This window comes from Capnocytophaga leadbetteri, from assembly GCF_003054025.1.
Taxonomy (GTDB): Bacteria; Bacteroidota; Bacteroidia; order Flavobacteriales; family Flavobacteriaceae; genus Capnocytophaga; species Capnocytophaga leadbetteri.
The window spans coordinates 108,486-127,204 of the sequence record NZ_QBKG01000006.1 but is presented as its reverse complement, the minus strand read 5'-3'; the positions used below and the strand labels follow the sequence as shown (position 1 = coordinate 127,204).

The 18,719-nt window shown below is 40.3% G+C and carries 18 protein-coding genes, 1 tRNA gene and 1 pseudogene; 15 read left to right on the top strand and 5 right to left on the bottom strand.

Going from position 1 to position 18,719, the window contains the following annotated elements; translation table 11 throughout:
- Positions 1-32 precede the first annotated feature (32 nt).
- From C8P65_RS07080 to C8P65_RS07065, 4 genes are all read left to right on the top strand, one after another.
- Positions 33-1,706 carry an OstA-like protein gene (locus C8P65_RS07080; protein ID WP_107782206.1) on the top strand — a complete coding sequence of 558 codons (1,674 nt, stop codon included), beginning with the start codon at positions 33-35 and terminating at the stop codon, positions 1,704-1,706.
- A 62-nt stretch (positions 1,707-1,768) separates the two neighbouring features.
- Positions 1,769-2,641, top strand: a complete 873-nt coding sequence (locus tag C8P65_RS07075) for an OmpA/MotB family protein (protein WP_107782205.1) — start codon at positions 1,769-1,771, stop codon at positions 2,639-2,641.
- Positions 2,642-2,773: 132 nt separating this feature from the next.
- The gene (locus C8P65_RS07070; protein WP_107782204.1) at positions 2,774-5,143 is read left to right on the top strand and encodes a TonB-dependent receptor; all 2,370 of its coding nucleotides are present in this window, start codon (positions 2,774-2,776) and stop codon (positions 5,141-5,143) included.
- A gap of 23 nt (positions 5,144-5,166) precedes the next feature.
- Positions 5,167-6,039 carry a DUF4249 family protein gene (locus C8P65_RS07065; protein WP_107782203.1) on the top strand — a complete coding sequence of 291 codons (873 nt, stop codon included), beginning with the start codon at positions 5,167-5,169 and terminating at the stop codon, positions 6,037-6,039.
- A gap of 67 nt (positions 6,040-6,106) precedes the next feature.
- Here the strand turns inward: C8P65_RS07065 and C8P65_RS07060 are convergent, their stop codons facing one another.
- From C8P65_RS07060 to C8P65_RS07045, 4 genes are all read right to left on the bottom strand, one after another.
- Positions 6,107-7,039, bottom strand: coding sequence for a PorP/SprF family type IX secretion system membrane protein (locus tag C8P65_RS07060; RefSeq protein ID WP_107782202.1), 933 nt, complete (start codon positions 7,037-7,039; stop codon positions 6,107-6,109).
- Positions 7,040-7,058: 19 nt separating this feature from the next.
- On the bottom strand, positions 7,059-9,443 hold the full coding sequence (locus tag C8P65_RS07055) for a reprolysin-like metallopeptidase (protein WP_107782201.1): 2,385 nt from the start codon (positions 9,441-9,443) through the stop codon (positions 7,059-7,061).
- Between the two features lie 14 nt (positions 9,444-9,457).
- The gene (aroB, locus tag C8P65_RS07050; protein WP_107782200.1) at positions 9,458-10,531 is read right to left on the bottom strand and encodes a 3-dehydroquinate synthase; all 1,074 of its coding nucleotides are present in this window, start codon (positions 10,529-10,531) and stop codon (positions 9,458-9,460) included.
- A 233-nt stretch (positions 10,532-10,764) separates the two neighbouring features.
- Entirely contained in the window at positions 10,765-11,361 is a 597-nt protein-coding gene (locus C8P65_RS07045) for a hypothetical protein (protein WP_146162923.1), read from the bottom strand.
- A gap of 180 nt (positions 11,362-11,541) precedes the next feature.
- Between C8P65_RS07045 and C8P65_RS07040 the strand changes: the two genes are divergently transcribed.
- From C8P65_RS07040 to C8P65_RS07015, 6 genes and pseudogenes are all read left to right on the top strand, one after another.
- Positions 11,542-11,757, top strand: coding sequence for a hypothetical protein (locus C8P65_RS07040; protein WP_211305891.1), 216 nt, complete (start codon positions 11,542-11,544; stop codon positions 11,755-11,757).
- A 50-nt stretch (positions 11,758-11,807) separates the two neighbouring features.
- Positions 11,808-12,113, top strand: a complete 306-nt coding sequence (locus tag C8P65_RS07035; protein ID WP_232748737.1) for a hypothetical protein — start codon at positions 11,808-11,810, stop codon at positions 12,111-12,113.
- A gap of 49 nt (positions 12,114-12,162) precedes the next feature.
- Positions 12,163-12,591, top strand: a complete 429-nt coding sequence (locus C8P65_RS07030; RefSeq protein WP_107782198.1) for a hypothetical protein — start codon at positions 12,163-12,165, stop codon at positions 12,589-12,591.
- A 27-nt stretch (positions 12,592-12,618) separates the two neighbouring features.
- Positions 12,619-13,323: pseudogene (locus tag C8P65_RS07025) on the top strand (Abi family protein); the annotation flags it as partial.
- Positions 13,324-13,477: 154 nt separating this feature from the next.
- Positions 13,478-13,885 carry a tRNA (adenosine(37)-N6)-threonylcarbamoyltransferase complex ATPase subunit type 1 TsaE gene (tsaE, locus tag C8P65_RS07020; protein WP_107782196.1) on the top strand — a complete coding sequence of 136 codons (408 nt, stop codon included), beginning with the start codon at positions 13,478-13,480 and terminating at the stop codon, positions 13,883-13,885.
- Between the two features lie 74 nt (positions 13,886-13,959).
- Positions 13,960-14,985 (top strand): o-succinylbenzoate synthase, encoded by a 1,026-nt coding sequence (locus tag C8P65_RS07015; protein WP_107782195.1) that lies wholly within the window; start codon positions 13,960-13,962, stop codon positions 14,983-14,985.
- Here the strand turns inward: C8P65_RS07015 and mnmC2 are convergent.
- Entirely contained in the window at positions 14,948-15,610 is a 663-nt protein-coding gene (mnmC2, locus tag C8P65_RS07010; RefSeq protein WP_107782194.1) for a tRNA (5-methylaminomethyl-2-thiouridine)(34)-methyltransferase MnmC2, read from the bottom strand. The two genes, C8P65_RS07015 and mnmC2, sit on opposite strands and share 38 nt — an antisense overlap.
- 130 nt (positions 15,611-15,740) lie before the next feature.
- Between mnmC2 and C8P65_RS07005 the strand changes: the two genes are divergently transcribed.
- The 5 genes from C8P65_RS07005 to C8P65_RS06985 all read left to right on the top strand — a co-directional run bounded on the left by C8P65_RS07005 (position 15,741) and on the right by C8P65_RS06985 (position 18,707).
- Positions 15,741-16,010, top strand: a complete 270-nt coding sequence (locus C8P65_RS07005; protein ID WP_107782193.1) for a hypothetical protein — start codon at positions 15,741-15,743, stop codon at positions 16,008-16,010.
- 127 nt (positions 16,011-16,137) lie between these two features.
- Entirely contained in the window at positions 16,138-17,190 is a 1,053-nt protein-coding gene (locus C8P65_RS07000; RefSeq protein WP_107782192.1) for a branched-chain amino acid aminotransferase, read from the top strand.
- Positions 17,191-17,278: 88 nt separating this feature from the next.
- Positions 17,279-17,352, top strand: a tRNA-Arg gene (locus tag C8P65_RS06995).
- A gap of 100 nt (positions 17,353-17,452) precedes the next feature.
- The gene (gene rsmH / locus C8P65_RS06990; protein ID WP_107782191.1) at positions 17,453-18,367 is read left to right on the top strand and encodes a 16S rRNA (cytosine(1402)-N(4))-methyltransferase RsmH; all 915 of its coding nucleotides are present in this window, start codon (positions 17,453-17,455) and stop codon (positions 18,365-18,367) included.
- Positions 18,368-18,377: 10 nt separating this feature from the next.
- Positions 18,378-18,707, top strand: coding sequence for an FtsL-like putative cell division protein (locus C8P65_RS06985; RefSeq protein WP_009392752.1), 330 nt, complete (start codon positions 18,378-18,380; stop codon positions 18,705-18,707).
- Positions 18,708-18,719: the final 12 nt, after the last annotated feature.

Sequence of the window (18,719 nt, the reverse complement as noted above, 5' to 3'; positions counted from 1 at the left end):
CTATCTTTGCATTCTCAATGAGTTACTTCTGAATGAAAAATAGTTTTTTTTACATATTATTATCCGTTTTTGCTCTCTGCTTACAAGAAGCAATAGCACAAACGGAACCCCCAAAAACTAAGCGGATAGAAATTATCTATGGGGGCGAATTTACTATTGACAATGTTAAATACCCTGGAGCCACTATATTTAAAACAGATGGGCAGCGGGTACAGTTTAGGCATCAGGGTTTAGAGGTTTGGTGCGACTTGGCGGTGTTGTACGAAGAGCGTAATGAGGTGATAGCTCACGGCGATGTGGTGCTCCAACAGGGCGATACCTTGCAGATGAATAGTCAGTATGTAGCCTATAAAGGAAATACTAAAACAGCCGTAGCTAAGCAAAATGTAGTATTGCGCAATGGCAATATGACTCTTGAAACCCAAGAACTTTTCTTCGACCGCAATACCCAAGAGGCTTATTATAACAATTTTGGTAAGATAACCGACCCTGATAATGAGCTGACCAGTAAAACAGGTAAGTACTATGCTACTACCAAGAAAAATCAGTTTACTAATTCGGTAAAGATAGTAAACAAAGATTTTACCGTACACTCACAGGTATTAGATTATTACCACAATTCTGGCAATGCTTATTTTTATGGCAAAACCACTATCGCAGGCGCTGACTATAAGGTTTATTGCGAGAGAGGGTATTATGATACGCGGCGTGAGCAGGGCTATTTTATGAAAAATGCCAAAATAGAGTACGACCAGAAAACGTTGGTAGGCGACAGTTTGTATTTTGATAAACGCCGTCAGTTTGCCTCAGGCTCTAATAATATATTTATTTCAGACACCATAAATAAAACCTTTGTAAAAGGGCATTACGGAGAGATACACAAGGCGAAAGACTCGATGTTTATCACTAAAAAAGCCTTGATAATCAGTTTGGTAGAGAAAGACTCTTTGTATATGCACGGCAAACGCATATTAGTTACGGGCAAGAATAAACATCGTATTATTCGTGCCTATCCCGATGCGCGTATATTCAAATCTGATATGCAAGCCAAATGCGACTCAATACACTCCAACGAGGCAAACGGACTTACTCAATTAGTGGGTAAACCAGTCGCTTGGACGGGTGAAAGCCAGATGACAGGCGATAATATACACCTGATAGCCAATCTGAAAACTGAGCAGTTAGACTCGCTAAAAGTCTTCCAGAATGCTTTAGTAATAGAGAAAGATACCTTAGGCACAGGTTATAACCAAGTGAAAGGCAAGTTTTTATATGGCAAGTTTAAAAACAATGCTCTGCGCCAGATTGATTTCCTACAGAATACTGAGTCTATCTATTATGTGTATAACGACACCAAAGAGCTCATCGGAATCAACAAACTGAGTTGCAGCCATATTAAGTTGTATTTAGATAAAGACCAACAGATACTGCAAACCGTGTTCATTACACAGCCTTCGGGCAATTTGTATCCAGAAGATAAGTTGCATATCAATGATCGTAAGTTTAAAGAGTTTGTATGGCGTGGCGACGAGCGTATCCCTACTAAAGAGGCTATTTTTAGTGAAGAGGAAAAACAGCTAAAACCTAAAGAAATAAAGGGAATGAAGACACCTGAGGAGATAGATGAAGCAGAAAATGCCCTAAGCAAAAGTACTCAGAAGACTGAGTCGCTACCAGTCCAAAACTCCCTTAAAAAAGAAAAATAGACAAGGTTGGCATTTTTATTGCAACACTTAACTAACGAGAATATATAAAAAAACAGAACAATATGAAGAAATTATTTATTGCCATTGCAGGATTGGCACTACTGACCACAGGATGTGTGTCTAAGAAAAAATATGCTGAGTTGGAGGCGAGAAACAAACAAACAGAAGATTTGCTAAACAGTGCAACTGTGAAGTTGAATATGTGTTTAGATGAAAAGAACAAACTGACTTACAAAGCAGAAAGTCTAAAAAATCAAAATGAGCTACTAAAAGAGAACAATCAGCAGCTCATACACAATATGGGCAATCTTACTACCCTGACCCAAAAAGGAGCTGAAAACCTTGAAAAATCATTAGAAAGCCTACGCGAGAAAGACCTTACTATCAAAAACCTACGCGATGCTGTTACTCGTCGCGACTCTGTAAACCTAGCTTTAGTACAAAGTCTAAAAGGGGTATTAGGCAATCTTGACGACCAAGATGTAGATATAAAAGTAGAAAAAGGGGTAGTATTTATCAATATATCAGACAAGATGTTGTTTAGCAGCGGCAGCTATACTATCTCTAAAAATGCCAAAAGTGTACTTGAAAAAGTAGCTAAGGTAGTGAAAAACAAGCCAGACTTCGAGTTTATGGTAGAAGGACACACTGATGATGTGAGAATTAAGAAAGACTGTATACGCGATAACTGGGATTTAAGCGTAATGCGTGCTACCGAAATAGTACGAGTGCTACAAAATGATTTTGGTATTGCACCTGAGCGTATGACCGCTGCTGGGCGCAGCTACTATGTGCCTGTAGCTTCTAACACTACTGCCGAAGGTCGTGCTCAAAATCGCCGTACTCGCATAGTAGTATTACCTAAGCTCGACCAGTTCTACACTATGATAGAAGAGGGTATGAAAGATCCTGCTATCGGAGGAAAAGGGAAATAATTAATAAATTTGATAATTAGCAAATAATATTAAAAGTCAGCTATTAGTGTAAAGCTAATAGCTGACTTTTTTGTACACGAAATGTTTTATTCGTACCTTTGCACCCAAATAATACAAAATAATAGATTATTTATGAAAAAGTGCTTACTACTATTTTTTTTAGTAATAACAACTGCTATTTTTGCTCAACATAAATATACGCTTAGTGGTTCGATATCCGATGCTTCTAATGGCGAAAAGCTATTAGGGGTAAACTTCGTTATCAAAGAACTGCACACCGGCACTTCTACTAACGAGTATGGTTTTTATTCTATTACCCTTCCAGAGGGAAAATACACCCTATCAATAGAATATATAGGCTATGGCACTCGCGAAGAAACAATAGTCCTCAATAAAAATATTCGCAAAGACTACAAGCTAATACCTGAAGAAATTGCACTGACAGGGGTAGAGATTACTGCCCATAATACGGTGCAGAAAACAGAGGTACGCAAACCCGAAATGAGTGTAGCTACTATTCCTATTACTACAGTGAAAAAGCTTCCAGTATTAGTAGGCGAAGTAGATATTATTAAAACCCTAATGCAGATGCCTGGAGTTAGCAATGCAGGCGAGGCATCATCAGGCTTCAATGTGCGTGGAGGGGCTGCCGACCAAAACTTGGTGCTTCTCGATGAGGCTACTATCTTCAATGCTTCTCATCTTTTCGGCTTTCTAAGCGTCTTCAATGCTGATGCCGTACGCGATATGAAGCTCTACAAAGGCGGAATACCGGCGCGTTACGGGGGGCGTATCGCTTCTGTTTTAGATATTTATCAAAAAGAAGGTAATAAAAATAAGTTTGCTGCTACAGGCGGTATAGGGGCACTCTCTTCTCGCTTACTAGCCGAAGGACCTATTGTAAAAGACAAAGCCTCTTTTCTTATTGGGGGGCGTGCTTCGTATGCACATCTTTTCTTGAAGTTGAGTGATAACAAAAACTCAGCTTATTTCTATGACCTCAATACAAAGCTCTCTTATCAGCTAAATCCTAATAACGCTTTATATCTTTCTGGCTATTTTGGTCGCGATAGTTTTATACTTAGCGAAAACCTTACCAATACTTACGGCAATGCCTTGATAAATTTGCGTTGGAATCATCTTTTTACTGATAAACTCTTCTCTAACCTTTCAGCCATTTACAGCAATTACGACTATAAGTTCGATTTTAGCTTTATTGATATGAAATGGACATCAGGAATTGAGAATTTCAACCTGAAATACGACTTCAAAAACTATATTTCCGAAAAATTCAAACTCACTTATGGATTTCAAGGCTTATACTATGTGTTTAAACCTGGTAAAATAGTACCTAAAACCTCTGCCTCTACTATACAAGAGCGCATACTTGAGCATAAATATGCTGCCGAAATGGGCTTTTATGCCGATGCCGAGCAGAAATTAGGAGAAGCCCTTACGCTGTCGTACGGATTGCGTTTCAGTAATTTTTATAGTTTAGGGAAACGTACCGTAAATGTATATGCTAACAATAATCCAGTAGGGTATAATGCCAACCGACAAGTGTATTACCAAGGTTCTGCTATAGGCACTAAATACTATGGTAGCAATCGCATTATCGACTTGTATGCTAATTTTGAACCTCGCTTTACAATGAGTTATGCTTTTAGCGATACTAGGTCAGTGAAAGCGAGCTATGCACGTACAGCTCAGTATGTACATCTGATTTCTAACACAGCATCACCTTCTCCTTTGAATGTCTGGGCACCGAGTGATGAGTTTATCAAACCACAAATTGCTGACCAAGTAGCATTGGGCTATGCGTCTAATGTTTTTGAAGATAAATACAGCGTAGAGGTAGAGACTTATTATAAAAAAGTACAAAACCGTTTAGATTATATCGATGGTGCCAACCTTGTTGCTAATGAGGCTATTGAGCGTGTGCTACTTTCAGGAGAAAATAGAGCTTATGGTTTAGAAGTGCTATTGCGCAAAAACACAGGTAAACTAACAGGCTGGATAGCCTACACCCTCTCTAAATCAGAAATGCAAACCAAAGGACGTACTCCTGAAGAAATAGGTATCAACTACGGCGATTGGTATAGTGCAGCTTACGATAAGCCTCACGACCTTTCTATCACGGCTACTTACGAAGCCTCTCCTAAATGGACGTTTGGGGCAGTGTTCAACCTACAGTCAGGCTTACCTACTAACTACCCTGTAGGGCGTTATAGCTACTTAGGCAAAACTCTTCCCGTTTATAGCAAGCGCAACGAATACCGCCTGCCTACTTATCACCGTTTAGACCTTTCGGCTACCTATACTCCCGAGCGCACTAATAAGCGTTGGAAAGGCGAGTGGGTATTTGGGGTGTACAACGTGTATAACCGCAAGAATGCTGTGAGCGTCTCTTTCCGCGAAAACGAAGATACCAAACGCAATGAGGCCGTAAAACTTTCTATCTTTGGTATTATACCTAGTGTAACGTATAACTTTAGTTTCTAATCCTATAAATAATTACAAACAGAATGAAAAATCTTTATATTATACTCCTCAGTGCCTTAGCTTTGACTTCTTGCGAAGAGGTCATCGACTTAAAATTAGATACAGCCCCTCAAAAATTAGTGATTGATGCGGCTCTCGACTGGAAGAAAGGTGAAGCAAAAGCCTATCCTATAGTAGATATTAGCTATACCGAACCTTATTTTGCTGAAACACACTCCCCTGCAGTAAATAATGCTGTGGTGAAGATTATTTCAGATAGCCAAACCTATAACCTTACTCTTTGGGACGGCACTTCTACTATAACCTCTGATAATCTAACTCCGTTAAAGGGGGGTAGTCGTTATGTGTTTCCTGCAGGTATTGCGCCTCAGTTAGGCAAAAACTACGAACTGATAATACAGCTCAACGGACAAACATATACTGCTAAGGATAAGATGCTTGAAGCCCCCGTAATAGCTTCTAACAGAATTGTACAAAAAGAAAATGGAGGCTTTTTAGGCGACCGTAAAGAGTTGCGTTTTTATTTTGAGGGAGTTAATGATGGAGTAGCCAATGCTTATTTGGTTAAATTGGCTCAGAATAATAGTTCAAAAACTACCTATGGTGTTTTAGATGATAACTATATAGCCAATAACCGCTTTTTCTTCGTAATGACGGGGGTTGATAATGATGAAAAGCTCAAGAAAGACGATGTAGTGAATGTTCTTCTCTACCGCATTCAACCTGAATATAAAAACTTCCTACAGACGATTATCCAACAGTCAGGAAGACAAAGCCCATTTGCTATTCCAGCCCGTCCTATAGGCAATATTGTCAATACCACTAACAAACGCGAAAACCCTCTCGGAGCTTTCCGCATATCACAATATACCACACTCCAATACACAGTTAAGTAGCAAATTAGCCAATCGACAAATTGACAAATTGACAAATCGACAAATCGACAAATCAGCAAATTGATAATCACCACTTAAACTGCACCAAAAACTCGTGAGAGTTGCGCGATTGCAGGTTGAGGTGGCTCTGAAAGTAACTCTCAAAACCATAACCTATAGCTACGTAGTAGTTGGGTATATCGAAAAGCACATAGGCACTTGCCGCTTTCTCAGTGCGATAGGTAATGCCCAATTCAGCACGGTGGGCAAAGTTCCCCGCTACAGTAAGGTCAGCAGAGGGGGTATTCCCTTTAGCCAAACGCCATTGCAGGCGGGGCTTGATAGTTACATCACTATCTATGCGCCAATGATAGCCCGCTAATATATAGTAATACATATTCTCAGCTATTGAGGTCATCACATCATTATCGAGGCGTACCCTATCAGAAGCCAGCATATTAGGCATCGAAAAACCTATATAAAAATCAGGGTGGTCATAGTATAAGCCCGTTCCAAAGTTCGTCTGAAACTTACCCGAAATACTGCTTAGATACGAATCGTAATAATAAGTAGGGTGCATACGGCTACCATTAGGGTAAAAATTGTTGTATAGGTAGTTATAGTTGCGTATTTCTCCTCCGTCAATATTAAAAAAGTCCCCTCCAAACTTCACTCCCGCTATCAGATTAGAGTTATAGCTAATAGGGATACTATAAGATAAATCAAGATACAGAGCCGCTTGTTTTTGTATAAAAACCTTGTTATTAGCTATCGAAAAGCCCATTCCTACCCGCTCAGAAAGGCGATGTGTAGTAAAAAAAGTCTGCGTAAGAGGCGCTTCTATCATATCGCGAAATTGGTTGCGAATATCTACCGACACAGTATGCCCAACCTCTAAGCCTACAGCCGCAGGATTTACTAAGTTCTGATGCTGGTGATAGAAAATGTAAGACGGGTCTATAGATTGGGCTTTAGCAAGGCCAAGAGCGAGCAACGTAAGGCTCAATAAGAGTTTCTTCATTATATATTAATCTTTTTATTTAATAATTGAGGTACAGCCAGCCGCGCTTTTCTTGCTGCTTACTGCCGTCTGTACTAAAAAGGTACTGATATACCCCTTGCGGCAAGCGTTTGCCGTTAGTGTGGTAACCATTCCATTGGTTTTTATAACCTTTGGCACGATACACTTCATTTCCTAATGTATCGTAGATGTATAGCGTGTTATGGGGGTAGCGTTCAGCACGGATAATAGTGTAAAAGTCGTTAATGCCATCGCCATTAGGGGTAAAAGCATTAGGGATAAGCACTTGGTCTATTTCGTTGTCTTGCTCGTTAGGAATACCATCGCCGTCTATATCGTCATCACAAGCATCGCCTATGCCATCACCATCAGTATCAGTCTGGTCTGGATTATAGGTGTGCGGACAGTTGTCGTGCAACGAGTATACCCCATCACCATCGTCATCAGTATCTTCTTTTATGGTGATAGTAGCAGTATTTACGGCTAAAAATATATTATCTTCAGCTTTTAGCATCAGTCTACCCTTAGTAGTTTTAGTTCCTGTAGGTATTTCTATTTCAGCCTTTCCAGTATTAGGCAAAGCCGTCGTGAGAGTTACCGAAAAAGTTTCTCCACCATCGGTAGATAAGAGCAGCTTCATTTTCTTGGCGCTTATAGGGGCTTGGTCAGTGCCAGCAACATTCCAGTTTATAGTTACTTTCTCTCCCATTATCCACGTAGTAGGCTGGCTTTGCGAAGTGATAACAAAAGGGCCTGCATCATCATTTACCACTACTTCTATGGTTTTATAGGCAGTATTACCCATCTGGTTAGCAGCATTAGGGCGGTCTATCACCACAAACGACCAATGTAGGGTACGCCCTTTGTTCAATACCGTTTCCCACACATCATTCCTTTTAGGGTTTTCTTGGGTGAGAGTCCCCGCCACTATGCGCGACAAGCGGGGTATATAGCGATAGGGTAGAGTAGAGGGGGGCAGCGAGCGTGCCGTAGCGCCATTGTTGAGCAACGGCGAAAAGTAATAATAACCTCCCCCATTAGTCCGATTATCAGCCTGTTCCCACGTGTACAGCAGCGCATCGCCATCAGCATCTGTAGCCTTACCCTCTAACAGATAGGCGGTACCTTTGGGTATGGTATAGCTCGGCAGGTCTGGTATGTCAGGCGGAGTGTTATGGGTGGGTTGCTCGGTAGCACAAGAGGTAATCTCTATAAAGGTACTGATGTCATACACGCTGCGGTGGTGAAAATAAGGGTCGTTATGCGCTTGTAGGTCGTAGCTACCACTCACCCCTGCATAGCTCATAATCGTACTGCCACTACCGGGTTCCATTTGCGAATCAGAACCATACTCGCGTCTGTAAGAAAACGTATGGGTTGCGCCCATCTGATGACCAATTTCGTGGGCTACAACATCTATATCAAAAGCACTGCGGAAGCGTCCCATTCTCGCAAAAGGATAAGAAGAAAAGCCTTGTCCTTTGCGGTCGGGACTACATACGCAGCCTATACAACCCGCATTGCCTCCGTTGTTGCCGTTGTGGAATAGGTGCCCAATATCATAATTGGCATTACCTACTTTCTCGTCTAATAATTGTTGTAGCACACCAGAGCTATAGTCCCAATCGTTGTAGTTGATACTCGAAAAAGGGTCATTAGTTTTATCATCAAAGATTATATTTTTGTCAGAAACTAACTGAAAAGCCACCGATAACTGCTGTCCATACACAGCATTCACTCGGTTTAAAGTATTGACTACTTGCGCAAAAGCGTCATCTTTCCCCCAGAAATACTCTGTGTATTGGGGGGTACAAGCTATCGCGATGCGAAAAGTGCGCTGTACAGCTTTTGTCTGATAGGTAGGGCGTTGGGTAGGAGACGGCTGTGGCAGTTGGGCAGCAAGTGTTTCGCACTGCAACGGTATTTTTTCGGCATCGCTGTAGTAGTAAACGCGGTAAAGCCTGCCTCCGTGCTCTTCAGCTTCCACAAAGGCGTAATGTAGGTTTTGCTGCATAATAGCATCTAAGCCAAAGTCGCTGAAAGTGAAGCGTATGCGCTGCGAATCATCATCTACGCCTACCCCTTCAAAAGTGAGTATGGACGGATATTTTTGTGCTAATTCGTCAGAGAGTACCTGCGTAGGGTTGATGCGGTAACTGATAAGCTGCCCATCAGCGTTGGGTATCTCTACTATTGTAGCCCCACGAGCCGTAGTAGCCCCGCGCAGCACTCTGCCAAAAGCGTCTTTGTCTAAGGTAAAATACTGTGCCACAGCCGATAAATTAGTAGCACTGCGTTGGCTGTCAAACTCAACTTTATGCCAATAGCTCTGCTGACCTTGTGCCGAGAGGCTCGCTAATAACAGCAACCATAGCAAACTGATATTTTTATAAAAATACTTCATTAGGTGTCCTTCTTCTAATTCAAATAATATTCAAATGCCTTATAAATCTCTTCGTAAGGCACTATACAGTCTATTTTGGGCTTTCCTATAGCCTCTAAAAGTACAAAATGTACATTTCCACCTACATTTTTCTTGTCAAAACGCATCAACTGACAAATATCGGTGATTTCTTCATAGGTAAAATCTTGTTTTTTGAAATATTCACCCAAAACAGCTTTCACTTGGTCGCATTTGTCCATTGAAAAGCCTAATTCTTTCACCGATAGGTAAGTCGCCAGTACCATACCTATAGCGATAGCCTCGCCGTGTAGCAGTCGTTCGCGGTTAGGGTTTTGTAGGCAATACGACTCTATAGCGTGCCCCAGCGTATGCCCGTAGTTCAGCGTCTTGCGCAATCCTTTTTCGGTAGGGTCTTGGGTTACTACTTCGTTTTTGATAACTACCGACTCATAGATAAGGCTACCGAGGTGAGCCTCAGTCAGTTCGCTTAGGTTACACATCTTATGCCAATAGCCCTCATCGCTTATCAGTCCGTGTTTAAACATTTCCGCCATACCACTGCGCAGTTCTTCAGTGGGCAGAGTAGCGAGAAAATCAGGGTAGATAAGCACCCCCTTCGGATTGTTAATCACCCCCACAAGGTTCTTAAGAGCACCCAAATCAACACCTGTTTTACCGCCTACTGAAGCATCAACCATCGCCAGCAAGCTGGTCGGTATATTGATGAAAGGGATACCGCGCATATAAGTAGAGGCGACAAAACCACCTAAGTCAGTAACGACCCCGCCCCCTATATTGATAAGCAGACTTTTGCGGTCAGCTCCCAGTTCAGAGAGGGCGTACCACACTTGGGTACAAGTATCGATGTGTTTATGGGGTTCTCCAGCTTCTATTTCTATGATTTCCAAGGGAATATCAGTAGCCAAAACCGATAGCACTATAGGGGTACAACATTCGTTAGTATGCTTATCGGCTAAAAGGAATATTTTAGAGGGGCGTTGTTCAGCCACAAAACGATTGAGGAAATCAAAGCCTTCATCGTTAAAATATACTTGGTAGTGTTGTGCTTGAATACTATCTGGGTACATATCTTAATCAAATTTAATGCTGCAAAAATAATAAACAATCAGCAGATGAGCAAACAGAAAAATTTTCTAAAGCCACCTACCCTATACAAACGATATACAAACCATACAGGAAGAGCGAAGGATAAGCGAAAAAAGAGCGAAGAGTAAGTGTCTAATAATTGTCTAAAAAATAGAAAGAAATACTATAAAAAAATCAAACAATCTCATTGATTGTTTGATTTTTGTAAGACCTTTTAAAGACGATAAGATACCGCAACTCTTAACAAACCATTATTTTGTAGGCGGTAGTTTTTATAGCTTTTGGTTACCACTTGGGTTGAGAGGTAAAAGCCTAAAGTATAATTATCGGATAACTTACTTTCTACCCCTAGACTCATAGGTACTCCTAAAAATACACTCCCGCTGCTTGTACTTTTGCTAAAATCCTTTGTTTCCAGCTGGTAGTTTATAGCCTTGTTAGCTTGCACCCCTATACCGAGTACTATAGCCGCTTTTTTAGGAGCAATTTCGATTTTCGAAAAGACTATTTTAACAGGAATACCTATAAAGGTAGCATTGGTATTGTAGTAGTTATCAGCGGTAAGGCTTCCGTTGCTAAATAGCGACATAGTTATACCTGTTTGAAAGCGCACCCTTTCGGTGGCGTAATAGCTCACTAACCAATTACCATTAGAGGTCATTCCGTTCAGTGCCAACTCATTACCTGTAAGCTGAGCGCGCCCTACGCTTGCACCAAATTCTATTCCCCATTTAGATAGGAAAGTATTGTCTTCTTGAGCCGATAACCCCCAACTGCAAACACACAATAGGGTACAAATAAAATACTTCATCAGTTTCATATGCTTATTTTTTATTAATTACTCCGCAAATGTATATATTATTACTTAAAGTAACAAATATTCTCATAGATTACTAACCTAATGTTAGTGCTATGTAGAAATAAACTTTTGTTATTACACTTGTTAATCTGAAAAAATAACATATTTTTGCATTAATTTAAAAGATTTTTTATGGGAAATATAGCTACAGATTTTGCTCAACAGATAGAAAAATTAGCATCAAGGGGAATGAAATTTGATTTAAAAGAAGATAAGATAAAAGAACATCTTTTAGATATAGGATATTATAGATTAGGTTTTTATTGGTGTCCGTTTACTGATAAAAATCATAATTTTATAAGAAAAATCAAAATTGTTGTTTATGGGCAATCGCAAAGGGAGATTTAGGCGAAGAAAACCCTAAGGTATATGTTAGCTATAACCAAAAAGAATGGCAGGTGGAATGCGATACATTATCTGAATTTTTGTTGGCTATGGCTCACTTGCAGGCGGTATTTGCTTTGCCTTATACTTATGAAGGATTTAAATTCATTACTTCCGAAGATTTGGATGCTATAAAAGCCCATTTTCCCAAAAAGCCTTTCGCTATACGCCATTGGTTACAAGGGGCGGAGTTCTATGGCGGGGCTACTGACAGCATAGTGGTTTTAGATGGAGGTGAGCAGCTGGTGTATGCATCTTCATCAGAAAGTTCCTTTGAGGCGATGGATGATTTTTTAAAAGACATAGGAGAGGAAATGTAAGATTTGAGCAAGCAGCCATAAAATTAAAAATATTTTAATAGAATAAAAAATGAACAGCACAAAATCTATATTATTTTTAGATACTGAAAATGGAGATTTTTTTCTTATAAACGGTGTAGTGATTTCTTCTAAAACTACTTTTTCCTCGCTCAGAGAGCTGTTTCCTGATAATGATATCTGGGATGTGGGGACAGGGTTTTATTGGATTTATTTTGAAAAATGTCCTTTTGAGGGAAAAGAGTTTGATATTTCTATTTGTTTTGAAGGAGAAAAACTCGAAACGATATTTTTTTCTATGAAAGAAAGATATACACCTTGGGAAAACTGGACAGAGGAATATGAACTACAAACCGAAAAACTATATAAAAAATGGCTTGCAGCACACATAGGGGAAGAGTGGGAGTTTGTCTGGGGAGAGGTGGGAGCCGCTTTTGATAGGAAAGGAGGAAGGACAAATATGTGGGTCGCTTATATTTGATTTGCATAAAATACGAAAAAATGTAATTTTAGGTTAGAAACAAAATTTTCAGATGTAGTCGCATTGTATTATTTAGATGTAGATTTGCGAAATATTCTGATGAGATATATTAATAGAATTGAGATAAATTTTAGGACTAAGCTCATCTATTATGTTTCAAACAAGTATAAGTCTTTTCCTGCTTGGTTTGCAGATTCAGCGGTAATTTCGCAAAATTTCATAAACAATATAAATAAGTTCTACAATCAAGATTTTATAAGGAATAATGCTCTTATAAAGAGGCATCACGCTAAATATCCCAATGATATATACGCTCCTGCTTGGAAGACATTAGAGTTTTTCTCTTTTGGAATGATATTGAAGATTTATAAAAATCTTATTGAAGATGATATAAAAGAAGAGATTTCTAATCTTTACGATATAAAGAAGCCTAAAAAGTTTATCAGTTTTATGGAAACTATTGTATTAGTGACGAATACTTGTGCTCATTCTGCTGTTTTGTTTGATTTTAATACTCCAAAAGGCATTTTGTCTATTCCAGAAGTTTCTTTTGAAAGAGATAACCATTCTTTATTGGCTTGTATAAAAGTAATTGCTTATATACTCAGAAAAATATCACCTTCAAGAGAGAAAGAGATGTTAGATAGCATTCGGAGTACATTGCATAAACATAATGAAAATCAGGTGATTAATAGTATTATACAAAATAAAATGAAAATTTTTGAGTTGTAATTTTTGCTGATTAAGAAAAATATTGTACTTTTGCGGTAGAAAAATAGTGCCTCACCTCTCTCAGCATTGGTTATGCACTCTAAAATAACAATAATTCAATGCTCAGGCTTGCCCTGAGCATTTTTTTTATAACTTTGCCCAAAATAATAAGATTATGACGCAAATCACTTATACATTAGCCGATATTGAGGCGGTAGCCGAAAAGGTCTTACCGCTGCTCAAGCACAAAGTAGTTATTTTCAAAGGGGCTATGGGCTTTGGCAAGACCACCCTTATCAAGGCATTAGTCAAAGCCTTAGGCAGTACCGACAATGTGTCAAGTCCTACCTTTAGCTTAGTAAATCCTTATGAAGGTACAGATAGCAGAATTTATCACTTCGATTTCTACCGACTTAAAACTCCCGAAGAAGCCTTTGATATAGGTTTTGAAGAATACCTATTTTCAGGTGATTGGTGCTTTATAGAGTGGGCTGAACGAGTTGAAAAATACCTACCAGAGCAGTACAGTGTAATAGAGCTGATACAAATCGACAAAAACCACAGAAAACTGATAATTAGCTAATTGCCAAATCGACAAATCAGCAAATCGACAAATTGTTAAATCGACAAATTGACAAATCGACAAATCGACAAATTATGTACAAATATACGCTTCATTTTAAACGTCCAGCAGGCACTTCACGCGGAGTGCTGACCTCTAAAGACACGTATTTCTTAGTGATAGAACGCGATGGCAAGAGGGGCATAGGCGAGTGCAATCTCTTTCGGGGCTTAAGTGCCGATGATGTACCTGACTACGAGGCTACCTTGCAGTGGGTGCAGGCAAATATGCACTTGGGCGAGGAGGCATTGCTCACTCAGCTTACAACCTTTCCGTCTATACAGTTTGGGGTAGAACAAGCCTTCAGGTCGGTGGCAGCGGCTCAGTGGTATGAGCTTTTTCCCTCTGATTTTACGGTGGGCAAAGACGCTATCGCCATCAACGGACTTATCTGGATGGGTACCCCCGATTATATGAAGACGCAGATAAGAGAGAAACTCGCGCAGGGTTTTAGGTGTATTAAGATGAAGATAGGGGCGATAGCTTTTGAAGAGGAGTATCGTATTCTCAAGGCGTTGCGCAAAGAGTTTTCAGCAGAAGAAGTAGAGATAAGGGTCGATGCCAATGGCGCTTTTACGCCTTCGGAAGCCCCTGAGGTGCTCGCGCGTTTAGCCGAACTGCAATTGCATTCTATTGAGCAACCTATCAAGGCAGGACAGTGGGAGGCTATGGCGCAACTCTGCCGCACTTCACCGCTACCCATTGCCTTAGACGAGGAGCTGATAGGTGTTTTCGATTCCGCACAAAAAAAGCGACTTATCAATGAGATACAGCCGCAATATATTATCTTAAAACCCTCTCTTATAGGTGGATACAAAGGTAGTGAAGAGTGGATAACTCTAGCCGAAGCGCACCAAATAGGCTGGTGGGTAACGTCTGCTTTAGAGAGCAACATAGGGCTAAACGCTATTGCCCAATGGACGTACACCTTGCACAGCACTATGCCGCAAGGCTTAGGCACAGGGGCTTTGTACACTAACAATTTGCCTTTTCCTTTGTCTGTAGAGGGCGGACAGCTGAGGTTTAACCCTTCCGAGCCCGTAGCATTTCCCTTTTCATAGGTGGGCCTGGCAATCGTTCTACGCCGAAGCCACAAGCCTGCATAGCGCGCCGCACACTGCCCTTAGCAGCATAGGTCACTAAATAACCATTGGGTTTTAGGGCATTGTACATCTTTTGGAAGATAGAAACCTCCCAGAGTTCAGGTTGTACTTGTGCGCCAAAAGCATCGAAGTAAATAAGGTCGAAAGAAGCAGGGTCGTCAATCTCTTCAAAGCGTTGCAAACGTTTTTTGAAGCTGAAAGTAGGAGAGAGCGCAATAGGTTCGTCCCACGCACAAGTGTGCATCTGCTCAAAGATAGGCGATAGGGCAGGAGTGTTGAGTATAGAAGGGAAATTCATCAGTGAAGCCTCTTCCCACGATAGGGGATAGGCTTCTACAGTTTCGTAGCGTATGCTGAGGTTTAAATCAGTGTGTTTTAAGTAGGTAACAAGGGCGTTAAGTCCTGTGCCAAACCCTATTTCCAGTATGCTGACCGCTTGTTGCCGAAACAGTTGCAATCCGTTTTGTATAAACACGTGCAGGGTTTCTTGTAGGGCTCCGTGTTTAGAATGGTATGTTTCTTGCAGGTCTGCTATGTACAGACTTGTAGAGCCATCAGAAGTTTGTATAAGTTCGTGTTTCATAGGTATTAGGTGTAATTGTTTAATAGTTAATAGATTGTGAAATAAATATAAAGTTTTTTGAGTTTTAGGGCACAAAGTTAAAAAATAATTTGTACCTTTGACGAAATTTTGAAGTATAATAAAAAACGAAATGAAGACAACACTTACTAATAAATATGAGCCAGAGGTACTATCAGCCACAGGCTATGTACAGGAGGGAGAGCTTTCTGAAGCGTTGTTGCAACCAAAAGAAAAAAGTGTAGATGCAATAATTGATGAATGGCAAGCTAAGCAGTATGCTAAAAGGCGAGAAAATGAATATTTAGATGCCCTTATAGAAAAAGGGCGTACTGAGTTTATAGAACATAAAACCACCAAAATAAATCCTTTTAATATATGGGAGAGCCTACCTATACAATAGAACTTACTAAGAAAGATAGGGTAGTTTATCAAGTGTATGAAAGTATAAAAACGATAATAGTACTTCAATTGTTAGGTCATTATAAAGATAAGTAATTTGTAAAAAGAAATAAAAAAACTAAAACAATATGGATTTAAAAATTGAAAAAGTAAAAGAAAGTCGTATTAAAGAAGTAGACTTTTCTAAATTGAGTTTTGGGCGTACCTTTGCCGACCATATGTTTATTTGCGAATATAAGGACGGTAAGTGGCAAAACCCTACCATCAAACCTTACGGAGCTCTTTCTTTAGAGCCTTCAGCTAGCGTCTTCCACTATGGGCAAGCAGTTTTTGAAGGTATGAAAGCGTATAAAGACGATAACGGACATGTATTTTTGTTCCGTCCGCAAGAAAACTACAAACGTATCAACAAATCTTGCGAGCGTTTAGCGATGCCTGCTTTCCCTGAAGAATGGTTTGACAAAGCCCTTCGTACCCTTGTCGATATAGATAGCGAGTGGATAAAACCAGGCTTTGGCAATGCGCTTTACTTGCGTCCGTTTGTAATTGCTACCACTCCAGGGGTACAAGCCTCACCTGCTAAAGACTATTTGTTTATTATTATTACAGCTCCAGTACAATCTTACTACTCAGGCGATGTACGCGTAAAAATAGCCGACTATTACAGCCGTGCGGCTAATGGTGGTTTTGGTTTTGCTAAGGCAGCGGGCAACTACGCAGGTCAGTTCTATCCTACCCAACAAGCAGCTGCTGAGGGCTACCAACAAGTGATGTGGACAGACGATGCTACTCACCAATACTTAGAAGAAGCAGGTACTATGAACCTATGGTTTAGATTAGGCGACACCTTAGTAACTTGTCCTACTAGCGAGCGTATCCTCGATGGGGTAACACGTAAGAGTATCATAGCGGTTGCTGAAAAGTTAGGTATTAAAACCGAGATACGTCTTGTTAAAGTAACAGAGTTAATAGAGGCAGCAGAGAATGGCACTCTCAAAGAAGCGTTTGGTTGTGGTACAGCTGCGGTGATTAGTCCTATATCAGCTTTTGGCTACAAAGGCAAGGATTATGAGATAAACAGACCAGCAGAATTGTATACTGATAAAATAAAAGAAACGATACTTAACATACAGTATAACAGGTCAGAAGACCCATTTGGATGGAGAGTTCAAGTGAAGTAAGAAAAAATATTTTGAAAAAAAGTTGCCAAAAAATTTGGTAGTTTAAAAAAAGGTTGTACCTTTGCACCCGTAAAACAAAAACAACATTGGCCTCGTGGCGCAACTGAATAGCGCATCTGATTACGGCTCAGAAGGTTACAGGTTTGAATCCTGTCGAGGTCACTGAAAAATGTAACGCACTAATGAAAGTTAGTGCGTTATTTTTTTGTATTAATTATTTATTTCGTACTTTTGCCTCACGATTTTTAACCCTCTTTTTTTAATGAGCGATTCTATATCATATCACATTCCCGTATTGCTAAAGCAGAGTATTGACGGTCTGGCTATTAAGCCTGATGGCACCTATGTCGATGTCACTTTTGGTGGCGGTGGTCACTCGCGCGAAATACTCAATAGGTTAGGCGAAAACGGTAGGCTCTACGCTTTCGACCAAGATGCCGATGCGCTAAATAATACTATCGACGACCCGCGTTTTACCCTTATTCATCAAAATTTTAAGTACCTAAAGCAGTACTTGCGCTTCTATGGCGTTTCTGAGGTAGATGGTGTATTAGGCGATTTCGGAGTCTCTTCACACCAGTTTGATGTGGCCGAACGTGGATTTTCAACTCGCTTCGAGGGGGCATTAGATATGCGTATGAATCAGCAGTCAGAGCTTACCGCTCAGCAGGTGGTCAATGAGTATGACGAGGCAGCTCTTACTCGCATTTTCTCTCTTTATGGCGAACTAAAGAATGCCCGCGCTATAGCTCGCGCTATTATTGCCTTTAGGCAGCATACGCCCATTCGTTTAGGTAGTACCCTACAAGAGGCTGTCCGCGCTTTTTTACCAAAATTCAAGGAGAATAAGGTTTTAGCTCAGATTTACCAATCTATACGCATAGAGGTAAATGCCGAAATGGAGGTTTTGGAATCATTTTTGCTACAGCTGCCTGCCGTAGTAAAGGTAGGAGGGCGCATTAGTCTTATCAGCTATCATTCGTTAGAAGACCGTTGTGTAAAACGCTTTATCCGCGATGGACAAATGGAGGGTGCTCCAGAAAAAGATTGGTATGGCAATGTATCAGTACCTTTCAAAAAAGTAGGTGGACTTATCCTCCCTGACGAAGCTGAGATAGCCACTAATAACAGGGCGAGAAGTGCTAAACTTCGCATAGCTGAACGTATAAACGATTAATTTTGATAAAATGGGAACAGCTACTAATGAAATAAAGAATATTCTCAGAGGTAAATTCTTGGTAGAAGGCAAAGAAGCCAATCGCAATTGGCTTTTTATCTGTTTTCTTTTTGCCTTAGCTCTGATAGTGATTGCTAGTTCGCACATAGTAGACAAGAAAGTGCACCAGATAGCCAAACTCAATGAAGAGGTGAACGAGCTAAAAAGTGAGTTTGTCGATGTGCGTTCGCGTTTGCAGCGGGTTCGCTTAGAATCCTCATTATTAGAGCAGTTAGAATCAAAAGGACTAAAACAGCCTGAGAAACCTCCTCAAAAAATAAAAGTAATTATAGAAGAATAAATATTCCCCCTC